The sequence below is a fragment of the Mucilaginibacter endophyticus genome, assembly GCF_003351025.1.
Lineage (GTDB): Bacteria > Bacteroidota > Bacteroidia > Sphingobacteriales > Sphingobacteriaceae > Mucilaginibacter > Mucilaginibacter endophyticus.
This window is the reverse complement of sequence record NZ_QPCG01000005.1, coordinates 507,346-520,992: the sequence shown is the minus strand read 5'-3', so window position 1 is coordinate 520,992 and position 13,647 is coordinate 507,346. Positions and strand designations below refer to the sequence as shown.

Genomic DNA, 13,647 nt, shown 5'->3' with positions numbered 1-13,647 from the left:
CCGGGAAAGGGTTGGGTTAGAAAAAAGTAATTTGAAGGTCCATAACATAAAAAGCGCTTTAGTAAAAACTAAAGCGCTTTTTATACCAATTATGGTTAATATTAATATTCAGTAGCACCAATGTCAAACGCAGAACCTGAAGGACGCACAGCGTTATAATAATCAAATTTTACACCATACGATAAAACGTTGGCGCCTTTATTAATAAGCGGCGACGATGATTGCAGGTGAAAGTTATCTGCTCCGTAGTTTACAAACTTACAGGTATTTACATCTGTGCTTACATAATTATTTGAGGCGGTGAGCTTTACACCTGTGCTTTTTCTGATGATGGCCTGCACCGATGCCGATTGTATAAGTACGTTATTAATAACAGTATTCATCGGAATAGTTTCAGAGTTTAGCTTAATCCCGCCTAATACCGAACCAATGATGGTATTATTGATAAACTGGAAGTTTTTTCCCGGAGTATACCTCGAATCTGCAAAAATACCATACGATTTTGTGTTTATAATATAGTTGTTAAACACTACGTTATCACCCCAGCCCAAAACGATAATACCGTTACCTGGCGCATTTTTTACCAGATTATTATAACATTTACCACCTGTACCTTCACCTATCTGGATCCCGTTATCCTGGTATGCAGAAAAAGGGCTCCGTCCCGGGTTTTTAACTGTGTTACTGTAAATCTCGCAGCCAGAGGTAGCGCTACCAACCTGGATACCTTCTGAACCGGTTGAATCAACCAGGTTTCTATAGATCTTGGCATTCACTACATCGTGAGGCAATACAGTACCACATGATGTTGAAACACCGTCTTCGTAAAATGAGTTTCCGATGTAAAGACCTTCGCCTCCGGTTTTATGAACATAGTTATCATGAATAAAAACGTTTTTCATCACAAACCGGCCACGCTGAGTTGCAACATCGCATGTAGGATCTGTTTTAGCCATGATACCTGCAAAACCACTGTTGCGTACCTCAACGGCCGCAATTTCAAAATCTGTGCTCAGATCGTCCATGGTCATGCCGATGTTGCCTCCGTTTACATCAAAACCATACTTAATTGTTGATACGCCATTGCCCATCACTTTAAAGTATTGACAATTTTGTGTCTTAAACGCGTATGAGGCTGTGGTTTCGGTAGTAAAAGATACCCTGCCACCTTTGTTAGTGATTATGATGGGTGCGGCGGCTGTTCCTTTAAGATTTTTAAGCAGCAAAGAGCCTCGTTTGCCTGCCGGAACATATATGGTTGCCCCTGCCGGGATCTTGGTGCCATCAACCATCCAGTCGGTAGTTTTAACGGTGTAGGTGTAGGTACTAACCGCTGCAGTTGCCAAACTTTGTTGCGCGTTAACCTGCTCCGGAATAGCCGCTACCGGCTTTTCAATTTTATTTACGCTTTTGGAACATCCGGCAAAACATGCTACAATGAGCAAAGCGGCTGCCATGCGAATGAAGTAATTGTTATTTCTCATTAAAAGAGCTTCTAAATATGTTTTAATTAAAAAAGGTATTGATAGTCAACTTGCCTCTGCAACGCAGAACCGATTGTTATACGCTATACTTTCAGGTTTTGTTGCCAGGTCAATTACCACCACAAGTTTTACATATCAAAAAACACTAAAAATCAAACAGTTACGAATGAATTTTCGCCCAGGCGCACAGCCTGTTTATGGCTTCATAAAGCACACCGGCTTCTCCTCTGAAATCGCCGGAGCCTTTCGCTTCCCCCGTTCTCACGTCGTACCATTCAAAAAAACCTTTATTCTTCAGTACCCGGTCAATCATCGGGCTTAATTCGGTGTACGCTTCATTAACCATATCGTTTTCAATTAATGGAGCTATCATGCGTCCGCCAAACCATGTCCAGTCCCCGCCGTTTTGGTATGTATAAGGTGGTATGTTCGGAAATTGTTCAAGAGGATATGGCGGATAAACGGTAAGGCCGATGGTTGCGCACTTTTCTTTAGAAGCTGCTTTCAGAAATTGGTTATTGATATCGGCTATCTCCTTCGGCGTATTCAGCCCTGCTTTTACAGCACATATAGTGCCGCCGAGATAAAGGATCTGTTTTTCATTAAATGAAGGAGGAAATGGTGAGCTGTCAAGATAAATGTGCGGAATATATTTCCTCGCTTTTTTATCCCATAGGTAATGCCGTGTTCTAAGTTTCATTCCGATGGCTATATCTCCCCAATAACGGGATGCTTTATAGCCGGCAGGCTTCATAGCCAGAAAATCATGTATGGCCAGCAAAAACATCGCGTTATCATAAATATCAATTGTCCATTTTGTTTTATCATTGACGGCTACGCCCCAACCTTTCTGCGTTTGCACATCGCCCCAATCAACTGTAGTAGCGCCGATAACCAAATTATATTTAGCCGACCAGCGATATTTCAGGATGTAGTTCATCGCATCTTCCATACGTTGTATTACCGTCCGGCCGCCAATGGTATCAGTTAAAATGCTTTTATCTCCGGTGATATCAATATACTTTTTAACCGCCTGGATTAGCGATGACTCCTGGTCGGTCTCGACCGTATTTTTATGAATAGCCCAACCGGGTGCCAGTTCTGAATATAAATATTGATACCCCCCGTTCGCCTGGTCTTTATGAATAGCACCATCGGGGATGTTACCGTCTTTACCCTGGATCTTAAAAAACAGCAACAGCTTTTCTTTTACCTCCTCCCTGCTATGTACCCGTAACGAGCCTTCAATAAATGTATTAAAATCGCGGATCCAGATTTCGCCGTATGAAGTACCCGCGGTAAAGCCGGTCAACAACCGTAAAGCACGGGCCTCAACCGTATCCAGGCGACTATCGGTCATGATTTTGTTTGCCAGTTCCTTGTCAAATGCGCGGCTTTGCGCCAACAGGATTCCCGGAATAGTAATTGCAACAGATAATAGGATTGATCTTAACAGGTTCATCTATAGTAATAATCAGGTAAATTTATCAGTAATAATCAACTTTCCGCTCAATAAAAATCAAGGCTTCAGCTAAACAACAAACAACTATTTGTATGAACATTTAGTATCAAAACTTCAAATAATTATTTAACCCGGAGAAATTAGTCGTTAATGGATAAGCTAATCTCGCCACTGCGTTTTTCAATGCCAAACAATCAGCTACATTGTATATACCAATTTAAAAACACCGGCCTTAATCATGTAAATACATGGTTAAGCTTTTTATTATCTTTACCGCAATTAAACTCATTAAGGTTAGTAAAAACCACTATGAAATTATCTATCGACCATAAGAGCCCTGTGCCTCTACATATACAAGCCGAGCAATTGCTTCGCGAACTGATTAAAGATCCTGCGTACCAGGCAGGTAAGTTACTGCCCAATGAAGTTGAACTGGCTAAAAAACTGGCTATATCCCGTACCACACTGCGCCAGGCTATTAATAAATTGGTTTATGACGAGCTGCTGATCCGTAAAAAAGGCTTCGGCACCAAGGTTGCCAGTTCCAAAATAAGTTCAAAATCTATGAACTGGCTCAGCTTTTCGCAGGAAATGAAAGCGAGGGGCATCAACGTAAAAAATTACGAGCTGCATGTGAGCTGGGTATTTCCGGATGAGAGTACCGCCAGCTTTTTTGATATCAGTACCGATAAAAAGATTGTAAAAATGGAACGGTTACGTGGCAGCAGCGATAATCCCTTTGTTTATTTCATATCTTATTTTCATCCGCGGATAGGCCTTACAGGCGAAGAAGATTTTAAGCGCCCGCTTTATGAAATGCTTGAGGATGAATACTCTACTGTAGCAAACCTGTCAAAAGAAGAGATCAGTGCTATTGAAGCTAATAAATTTATAGCCGATAAGCTTGAAATTGAAAACGGCAGTCCCGTCTTATTCAGAAAAAGGTTTGTTTATGATCAGGGCGAGCGCCCCATGGAGTATAATCTGGGCTATTACAAAGCCGAAAGTTTTGTTTACACGGTTGAAAGCAGAAGGACCTGATCCGGTTTTGTAAAGCTTCTGTTATAAATCGTTGCAAATTATCCATAAACCGACTGTCATTTATAGCAGAATACCAATAAAAGTAAAATTTTCATATTAAGATGACAATAATTGTACGGATTACACGTATATTTGTACCATCATGTGAATAGCTGACAGGCAGCGACTCCGGTTCGACCCCGGGTTTACATCTCTTCTCATAATTTAGGTTTATAATTGGTTAGAACGCATTCCTGCCCAACAGGAGTGCTTCTTTTTTTATAACCTTTTTGAAAAGCTTAAAAGCGTAAGTCAAAAGCTATCTGCACTGTTCACATCCTAAAGCGATTTTTGAGTAACCTGTTTTGTTTGATTACTTTGCTTAGTATCCTGCACGCACCTGAAACCAACGTGGTTTGTTGCTGAACGATATTCGCCCTTACCTCTTGAACCCACCATATAGCGCATACAATATTGATCGGTACATAAAAACGAGCCTCCTCTTTGTACCTTCTTCTTTTGTCCGGGCTCCTGCGGATCATATGAATCGGCCGGGCCTTTTGGGTTGCGGGCAACTACATTTGGATTGAAACTATTATAATAGTCATTACGGTACCAGTCGGCACACCACTCCCAGGCGTTACCCGCCATGTCATATAAACCGTAAGCATTAGCCGGATATTTTTTTACCGGGCCAAGACCTGTTTCACCATCTTCGGCATTATCACGGTTAGGGAACGATCCCTGAAATATATTGGCCATCCACCGGCCGTTCTGTTTTAACTGGTTTCCCCAGGGATATAACTCGCCGGCTTTGCCTCCCCTTGCAGCAAATTCCCACTCAGCTTCTGTAGGCAAACGTTTTCCCGCCCATTTTGCATAAGCGGCAGCATCCTCCCAGGCCACTTGTACCACCGGGAAATTCTCTTTCCCTTTTAGATCGGACCCAGGCCCAAGCGGATGCCTCCAATCTGCACCTTTTTTATACGACCACCATTGCGAAATATCATCTAATGGCACTTTTTGATTTGGTGGGGTAAAAACAACCGATCCGGCAACCAGATCTTCAGCAGGTACACCCGGAAACTCTTCGGCAGTTGGCTTTTGCTCGGCCACAGTTATGTAGCCGGTAGCTTTTACAAATTTGACAAACTGCGCGTTAGTCACCTCGTTTTTGTCCATATAAAAGCCATCAACCAATACCCGGTGAACAGGCCTCGCATCATCCATGGCTTCCATGCCGCCATCGGTCATGCCGGTAGGGTTTACGCCACCCATACTAAATGTACCACCCGGAATCCAGGCCATATCGTTATTCGTTTGGTTAACCGCCATATTGTTCACATTAACAATAGTGGGCTGAAAAGACTCACCTCCCTGGTGCATATACAAAATACTATCCTCCCTGATCATGCCATTTTTAGTGCACGAAATAGCTGCCTTAACTTTAAAGCCGGCGGCGGAAGTGGCAGTTGCAGGCCGCGAAGTTGCAGTATCAGTTTTGTTTTGTTCTTTATGATCGGCGGTATGGCAACCCTGAAAAATCGCTGAAGACAGCAGTAGGGCAGTTATAATTCCGGGAAGAGAAATATGTTTGCTTTTCATCAAATTCAAACTTAGTAATCTTTACATCAGGAACATCATTTTTGTAAAGATTGTAGGATATAAAATATTACCCAACCGGCGTTAATTAGTTTTCTCTCGTTTTTCATAATTTTATCAACCTTGTTGCATCAAAAATGCAGCAACAAAAATGGACAGAAAACGCTTCATCTCCTCATTAGTAACTGCCGGTGCTGCACTGTCAACATCAAGGGCATGGGCGAATACGCCCGAAAATTCCATTGCTAAAGCCAGTCATAAAATACCGCCCTATTTAAAACCGGGAGATACCATAGGCATTGTCAGTCCTTCAGGGTATATGAGCCTGGCCGAAATTTTACCGGCCGTACAACTCATGCAAAGCTGGGGCTTTAATATAGTTATAGGCGATAACACAGGCAAAAAGGATTTTATATACGGCGGGACGGATGAAGAGCGCATAGCAGATCTGCAGCAGATGTTGGATGATCCGGAAATTAAAGCCATCATGTGTGCAAGGGGCGGCTATGGCCTGGTCAGGGTTATTGATCGTTTAAATTTTAAATACTTTAAAAAGCACCCTAAATGGCTCATCGGCTTTAGTGATATTACCGCGTTACATTGCCATATTAACCGTAATTTCGGGATAGCAACCATCCATTCAAAAATGTGCAACAGCTTTCCGGATGATTGGACAAAAGCTGATGCCATGCAGATTGCCACTATTCAATCCATCAGGCAGGCTTTGACCGGCGAAAGTCTTAGTTATTCTTCACCTCCAGTTGCACAAAACCGTTATGGGAAAGCCGAAGCTACCCTGGTAGGTGGAAACCTGAGCCTGATCGCGACACTGTCAGGTACGCCATCTGATTTGCATACCGACGGCAAGATCTTATTTGTTGAGGATACCCATGAGTACCTCTACAATATCGACCGCATGTTCTGGAACCTGAAACAAAGCGGTAAACTTTCAAACCTGGCCGGGCTCATCATTGGCGGTTTTCAACTTAAACCCGATATTGAAGGCGAAGAATTTGGCCACACCATTTATGATATCGTTACCGAAAAAGTAAAAGAATACAATTATCCCATTTGCTTTGATTTCCCGGTAGGACATCAGAAAAACAATTTCGCGCTAAAATGCGGGGTAAGACATATTCTTGAGGTTGGCGCTGAAGGGAGTACGCTCAAATCGTTGTAATCTTATCTTAAAGCCTCATCAAAGTCAATAAACAAATCTGCCTGATCATTATCGTAAACCGCTCCGGCTATAATGCTTTGTCCCGTTGTTCCGGGATTATTACCATGCCCCAGCGGCCATGAACCTTTTGAATTGGTAACCCCAAAACCGGCATATGAAGCTGCCTGTAAAGCAAAATCCGTACAGTTATTCTTTGATAAATGATACTCTAATCCGTCGTAATTACGGGTAAGCTTCAGGATTCGTTTAAAGCGGCGCTCGGTTATAAACTTGCCCATAACCTCGTCCCACTGGTGTGCTTCGTCGTTTTTAAAAGTGCCTGAAGTTTCCGGCTCCCACGGCGTGGCCGAAAATATGTTATCCTTTTTAGGATAAAATCCGAAAGAAACAGAAACCGAAGTTGAATCGGTATTATACTTAATAAGCGTAATAAATGTATGACCTGTATTAGCCCTCACAAACACAGCCGGCTTGCCAGGTTTGGGTTGCTTTACATGAAATAGCAAAGCATAGGCCGCCGCTTTTTTCCCATCATCAAAAGTGCTTAAAATACGATTGTACGTGATCGATTTACTTTTCTTTTCCTTTTTACCCTTCAGTTGAACGGGGTTATTTACAAAAACCGAATCATCCTGAGTATTAATAGCCAACAAGCCGCTGTTTAAGCGTAATTGCCTGCCCGTGGTATCTGTACCCGAAGAATCAGAAGCTGCGGGTAAAAGATTATTGCCATCATTTTTAAATGCCATCGCTTTAAAAAAGCATTTCATGGCCAAGGGGTACAAATGCAGCTTGGCAAATACATTGGCCAGCTTATAGTAAGTTTTAACCTTAGCCTGGTTATAGTTTGCCTCATTGGTATTAGTTACCGATAGATCCTTTAAATAGGTAAGCAACTTTTTGCGGCCTGCATGGGTATCCAGTTGGCTTTCCAGCTCTGTTTCAAAGCCTGCATCAGTTTTATCGGTAACAGGCTTGTTTAATATGGGCCCGGCAGCTAAGCTTGTTGGATAACTTTCATCAATTACACTATGGGCAGATGTATCGTGCTGCAGGTTTAGCTTATACTTTACCGCGGCAGATAGCTGTGCTGATACCGGAAGCCTGAACGAGATAAAAACAATGATTAAAAAAGCACTGAATAAATATTTTATATGATGAGTAGTCATGATCAATTTTAAGCTTGTGATAGTTTGTTGTTGAGATAATAACGAAGAGGTGAGCGGTTTTTATTTACCGGCAACAACAATAGCGGGGTTGGCTATAGCTTAAAAAACGAAAACATATAGCAGTGTTTTTCATATCTACACAAACGTAATAACATTTTAAATAGTCTACAAGTTTAGTAGATTATTTTTCTTTAAACTTGTATCGTCGATATTTCGATAAAAATAATGGATCAATACGCTTTAATTACGGGGGCCGGGAAAGGCATCGGGAGGTCAATGGCCATATTGCTTGCTCAAAAAGGATATAACCTGCTGTTGGTTTCCCGGTCGGAAAATGATCTCACTGCCTTATCCGCCCAAATAAAAACCGATTATAAGGTTAAGGCTGATTTCCTTGCGATTGACCTTTCGGAAATAGGCGCAGCCCTCCGGGTCTTTGACTGGGTTAAAAGCTTAAATGTACCTGTATCCATATTAATAAATAACGCGGGGCTTGGTATGTGGGGAAATTTCAATAAATTGGACGTAGCCGCGCAAACCGGCATGATGCAGGTTAATATGAATGCCCTTACCGAGCTTTCGTATTATTTCATCCCTGTTTTAAAACTACAGCAACAGGCGTTTATCCTCAACGTATCCAGCACCGCGGCTTATCAGGCTGTACCTACCCTTGCGATTTACGCGGCGACCAAAGCATTTGTTTTATCATTTAGCCGGGCTTTGCGATATGAACTTAAAGACACGTCGATAGCTGTGAGCTGCTTATGCCCGGGCCCTACGGATACCAGCTTCGCTCACCGCGCAGGAATGGATGCCCTGGCCGAACTGGCAGCAAAATTCAACATGAAAGCCGATGAGGTTGCAGCGATAGGTATAAAAGGCATGTTCAATAAAAAAGCCGAAATAGTTCCCGGATTTTTAAACAAACTCTCTGCAGCGGCAGCAACACATAGTCCTAAAAGCCTGATTGAAAGGGTAACCGCCGGACTTTACAAGCATTAAAAAATATTTTCACAAATATTTGGACTGATTAACAATTTGTTTACATTTGCATTAGTCTACTAAAAAGATAGATTTAATATACATTGAACAATAAGCACAACATACTATTTGCATACCCAATGCGAATGCCCTTGATAACAAGGGTCATGTGCAGCTGTTGTTGTTAATTTCCCTTAAAAGGACCAGCTCCTTTCCTAAAACCGCCCCGGCGGCATCCAGCGTTTACAATTTCATTTTCCAGGTACTTTAATATCTTTTCCACCACATGGCAACGTCATATCAAAAATTCACATTAGGCTCAACAATTACGCCCGAACAACAAGCTTTTTTCAATCAGCACGGCTTTATCCATTTCAAAAATTTCATTAAGCCCGAAACCGTTACCGACATTATTAACGCCTCAAAACAGGTTGAAGCAACCTGGCTAAATAACAACACCGAAAAAGTGAATGGTGTGCCTATCAAATACGGTAAAGACCTTGACGGATCGCCTATTGTACAGCGTTTTGCTTTTATCAATCAGCATCATAACCTTTTAGATGAATTTACCAAAGATCCCCGTTTCCAGGTATTGCTTAACCTGATTGGTGAGGGCTCCCGGCTGGGAACAGATGAAAAGGACGGAATGGTTTTTAACCACTATGTAAACGGCCCCGAAAGCAGTTTTTCTAAAATGGGCTGGCATACGGATGGACTGCGCGATATTTTTCACGGGCAGAAATTAAACCCGATGCTTAATGTTGGCATCCACCTGAGTACCCTGAAACCAGAGAATGGTGGTTTACGCATCCTGCCCGGCACACATAAACAAAACCTTTACCAGATGCTTTTCCGTAAAAAGTACTTCCTTGATCATGATACCGACGAAAACGAGGTTGCTATTATCCCAACTGCCGGCGATTTGACCATACATGATGGCCGCTTATGGCACCGCGTGGCCCAATCAACCGTAATTGGTGAAGCAAGCCGCCGCAGGGTAATATATATCCCCATCATCGCCGGTAAATACGAGCCGAAGCACGCCGACAGCCCTACCGCCTTTTATCAACGTTTTGCAAGTATTGTTAAGTAAAAATTTATGTTAATAGCCTTATTCGTTAGTTATCTCATCCGCACCGGGAAAATAGCAGCCCTGAAAAGCTTTTTCACAGAGCGGGCACTGGTTAAAGTCCCGGTAAAATAAAAAAACATGTCTTTGCGAGGAGCCGCATGGGTAAAGAGCATCTGGGGCGACGTGGCAATCTCGTAGCTATACAGATCAGACATGCATGGGCTACGAGATTGCCGCGCTTCGCTACCCATGACAAGTTTCAAAAAGGGTGTCATGCTGAGCCAGTCGAAGCATGGTGGGCAGGGCCTCTGCGCGCGCGCCTTCGACAGGCTCAGGGTGACAGCCTCCTTTTGTCATTTCCCCGCCGCCGCTCGGCTCCAGCCGAGTGGTAGTTATTTCCAGGCCTCTGGCCTGTGTACGCCATGCGGATTGACGCCGGCCAGAGGCCGTTTTGATAGTTGCCACTCGGCAGGAGCCGAGCGGCGGCGGAGGATTTATAATTATCTGTTTACTTCAACCACACAGTTTGTGTATAAGCACCATCAACAGCCGTATCCCAAACTTCAAGTCGTGCCCATTTGCGGCCTTTCATATTCAGCACTTTGCTAAATGTTTTTGTGCCGAAGGCTTGAGTCGAAGTAAGATCGATCCGTTCCCGGTATACTTTTTTCCCATCGCCCGAAATGATCTCAGCAAAATTTAGCGGGAATGTCCAGTTGGTTTTAAAGCTGATGGTGCATTTTCCGTCGGCCGGGATGGCAATAGTTTGTCCGGATGAATGGCCATTTACTGTAAAATCTTCTATCAAAACCTCGCCCGTGGTGGAAAAAAATTTGCCTTGCTCCAGCACATCCAATACTGGTTGCCAGCCATTTTTATATTCCGGCTGTTTGGCAAGTTTCAGGTAGTTTACATTGAGGTGGGCGTACATTTCGTTTTCAGGCTCGATAGTAAAGAGGTCGGCTTCGGAGAGTACTTTCTTTTTCAGTCCCCAGTTGTTCATATCGTCCATCAGGTCTAAAACACGTTTGCCTAAACGAGGCTCCGAAAGGTCGGCAGGTAATGCTTTCCAGGCCGCGCCCAAAAACCTGTCCGACAAGTAAAAATCTTCTTTTTTGTAAGCATCCGGAAAACCGGTAGAACCTTTGGTACGGGCATGCGCTGTCCAGGCTAAACCGTTTTCGGCTTTTAGCAGGTTGAGCATATCCGTTTTATCGCCTATATGATAAACTTTACCAAACCCCGGAGTGTTGCTTTCAAAAGGTGTACCTGCCTTGCGCGACATGATCCAGTAAACCGGCTTCGGGAAAAATGCCAGCCAATGACCACCAAAAAATTCATTAGGCTCTTCGCCGGGCAACAGCAAAAAGTTTCTATCAGACAAACGGCTGCATTGGTCAAATAGCGCTTTCAGTTCTTTAAGGCGCTGTTCATCCGGGCCTTTAGGATGGGCTGTATAATGAAACTCGGCCAGGTGAACTATATTAATACCCTGGCGCTTTAAAACCTTTACAAATGACGGACTATCAGGCACCGGATTGCCCGCCAGTACAACGCTCATGATAAACTCGTTATGAAAATGGCTGGCCATAGTCTTATAACCGGGAAGTGGTTTGTAGCTATCATCATGGGTAAATTGCTTTACCTTACTCAGCAAATTATCAGCACCATCTGTACCCAGCAGGCAAAAAAAGTTGAGCCGTTGTTTGGTTCCCGGAGGCGCGTTAAACCATGGCACAAAACGCTTATCGCCCTGTAGTTCCTGCCTGATGCCAAGCCCAAAGCCAGGAAGCAGATCGCGGTAATTATTGCCATACCATACAAACTTGAGGTTGAAGGCTTCATCCAACGGATAAAAATACTGGTGCGGGGCAGGGAATACGGCAATGCCCGCTTTATCATTTGTACCGATGATGGTGCGATATTTTACCGCAAGGTTTTTAGCGGTATCCGGTTTACTGATATCATCGATTTGCAGGTGTTCATAAACATCGCTGTAGCTTATTGCTTTAACCGGTTGGGCTTTCGCTACCAAACCAGCATCATACAATATAGCCGTCGAATCAATTTGGGTTGATACAACTGCTGCCACGTTAAATAAAGGCTGTCCGTTGTAGAGTGTGAGTTCCAGATCGCCTTTAAAATTGGGGGCTTCCACTCTTGGCAAAGTAATTATTGTACGTGTGCCTTTGCTGCTTACGCTGATTGACTTTTTATGAAAACCTACCTTATAAGAATGGTGGGGTTTAAGTGGTACTTTATCAAAAAAGATGTTCCAGCCATTTTGAGAAACAAGATCACGCTTGCCTTCTGTTAGGATAAATTGCGGATCAACATTTTCAATCACCGACTTATAAACTCCGGCTTTACTTAGTTGAACGCTGCTGAATAGCGGTTCATCATTTTTTAAGTTTAAAATAAGTCTGCCGTTGCTGTTAGTCCCCGCAGGCCAGGTTACCGTGACGTTTGAGGTATTTACCTTTACACTTACGCCGGCAGCCGGTTTAAAGTTTTTATCGCTCGCTACCTGTGCTTCCGACTTAAAAAAAGTCAGTGACAGCAATCCGAAAAGAACAAGATGTTTTAATTGATGAATCATACGCTTATTATTTAGTTACTACCGGCCAGCCATTTTGATACTTAACTGGGCTGATACACATCACCCTACCCTTTTCTTTATGGGCTATTTCGATAGCATGATAGGCTATGAATTTATTCCCCTTTTCATCAGTAAAAATAGAATTGTGACCGGGGGCCGTATAAACCGCGTCTTTTACTAAAATAGCACTATTGAGAGTTTTATCACTTTCCCCTAATCGAACAAATGGACCGAGCGGATTATCGGCCTTAGCTATCATTACAGCATAATTGGCTCCTACTCCGCAACAGTTATCACCCGAGTAATACAGGTAATAAGTACCGTTATCATAATCAAGCCATGAGCCTTCAACCAGGTTGCTGTAGCTTTTATCCTTACCCGGCTCAACAGCAGCTGTTGGCTGTGAGCCATCTTTAAAGTCCGACCAGTCATCTTTCATTTCCTGTACCCGTAATGGCTGAAAATCCGATCCCCAGTAAAGGAAGTGCTTCCCGGTTTTAGGATCAACAAAAGCTTTAGGATCGATACAGTGAAAACTTGGGCCTTTCATAAAGGGTGTACCTCTGTCGGTGAATGGGCCAAGCGGATTATCAGCGTAAGCTATGCCCATCCATTTGCCGGTCAACTCGTTTGGATCGGCAGAAAAAAACATGACAAACTTGTTGAGTTTAGCATCGAAGAAAACATCCGGCGCCCAAAAGTTTTGTGTATTGGAAGCCCATGAAGGTTTTTGCGGCAAAGCATCACCGGCGTAAGTCCAGTGTTCGTGATCTGTTGACCATGCCACCTGGATATTGATCATTTTCCCATTACCTCCCGGCGATTGGGTTGCATAAGCGTAATACTTACCACTATAACTAATCACCGTAGGATCGGGAAAATCCCTGTCAAGCACAACATGAATAAGGCCGCTATAAGGCGCTGCCTGCTTAATTGGCTCAACTTGCTGCGCATGGCTGCGGCAGGCGGTTACAGTGCCCAACAGGCCCAGCATCAGGTAAGTAAAAAACTTCTTCATAGGTGTAATTGGTTTAAGGGTAGTGTTAACGAGGAACAGGACTTACGAAGTTTTAAAAAC

Annotated in this window: 10 protein-coding genes; 4 read left to right on the top strand and 6 right to left on the bottom strand. The window is 43.3% G+C overall.

Annotation, left to right across the window (positions count from 1 at the left end):
* Positions 1-101: 101 nt before the first annotated feature.
* Both DUL71_RS22385 and DUL71_RS22380 read right to left on the bottom strand, forming a co-directional pair.
* Complete coding sequence (locus DUL71_RS22385; protein WP_114940116.1) at positions 102-1,484, bottom strand: right-handed parallel beta-helix repeat-containing protein; 1,383 nt, start codon at positions 1,482-1,484, stop codon at positions 102-104.
* Positions 1,485-1,644: 160 nt separating this feature from the next.
* Positions 1,645-2,946 carry a glucosidase family protein gene (locus tag DUL71_RS22380; protein ID WP_114940115.1) on the bottom strand — a complete coding sequence of 434 codons (1,302 nt, stop codon included), beginning with the start codon at positions 2,944-2,946 and terminating at the stop codon, positions 1,645-1,647.
* A 309-nt stretch (positions 2,947-3,255) separates the two neighbouring features.
* Between DUL71_RS22380 and DUL71_RS22375 the strand changes: the two genes are divergently transcribed.
* A complete protein-coding gene (locus tag DUL71_RS22375; RefSeq protein WP_114940232.1) occupies positions 3,256-3,987 on the top strand; it encodes a GntR family transcriptional regulator in 732 nt (243 codons plus the stop codon).
* 318 nt (positions 3,988-4,305) lie between these two features.
* Here DUL71_RS22375 and DUL71_RS22370 read toward each other — a convergent pair whose 3' ends face one another.
* Entirely contained in the window at positions 4,306-5,571 is a 1,266-nt protein-coding gene (locus DUL71_RS22370; protein WP_244228817.1) for a formylglycine-generating enzyme family protein, read from the bottom strand.
* A 148-nt stretch (positions 5,572-5,719) separates the two neighbouring features.
* Between DUL71_RS22370 and DUL71_RS22365 the strand changes: the two genes are divergently transcribed.
* Positions 5,720-6,748: a S66 peptidase family protein gene (locus DUL71_RS22365; RefSeq protein WP_114940114.1), complete on the top strand. Its 1,029-nt coding sequence runs from the start codon at positions 5,720-5,722 to the stop codon at positions 6,746-6,748.
* A 2-nt stretch (positions 6,749-6,750) separates the two neighbouring features.
* On the opposite strand, the gene DUL71_RS22360 is transcribed toward DUL71_RS22365, so the two are convergent.
* Positions 6,751-7,917: a hypothetical protein gene (locus tag DUL71_RS22360; RefSeq protein ID WP_114940113.1), complete on the bottom strand. Its 1,167-nt coding sequence runs from the start codon at positions 7,915-7,917 to the stop codon at positions 6,751-6,753.
* Between the two features lie 225 nt (positions 7,918-8,142).
* On the opposite strand from DUL71_RS22360, the gene DUL71_RS22355 reads away from it, so the two are divergent.
* The gene (locus tag DUL71_RS22355; RefSeq protein ID WP_114940112.1) at positions 8,143-8,919 is read left to right on the top strand and encodes an SDR family NAD(P)-dependent oxidoreductase; all 777 of its coding nucleotides are present in this window, start codon (positions 8,143-8,145) and stop codon (positions 8,917-8,919) included.
* Between the two features lie 265 nt (positions 8,920-9,184).
* The gene (locus DUL71_RS22350; RefSeq protein WP_114940111.1) at positions 9,185-9,991 is read left to right on the top strand and encodes a phytanoyl-CoA dioxygenase family protein; all 807 of its coding nucleotides are present in this window, start codon (positions 9,185-9,187) and stop codon (positions 9,989-9,991) included.
* A 487-nt stretch (positions 9,992-10,478) separates the two neighbouring features.
* Here DUL71_RS22350 and DUL71_RS22340 read toward each other — a convergent pair whose 3' ends face one another.
* Entirely contained in the window at positions 10,479-12,569 is a 2,091-nt protein-coding gene (locus DUL71_RS22340; RefSeq protein ID WP_114940109.1) for a hypothetical protein, read from the bottom strand.
* Positions 12,570-12,576: 7 nt separating this feature from the next.
* Positions 12,577-13,587: a glycoside hydrolase family 43 protein gene (locus DUL71_RS22335; protein WP_114940108.1), complete on the bottom strand. Its 1,011-nt coding sequence runs from the start codon at positions 13,585-13,587 to the stop codon at positions 12,577-12,579.
* Positions 13,588-13,647: the final 60 nt, after the last annotated feature.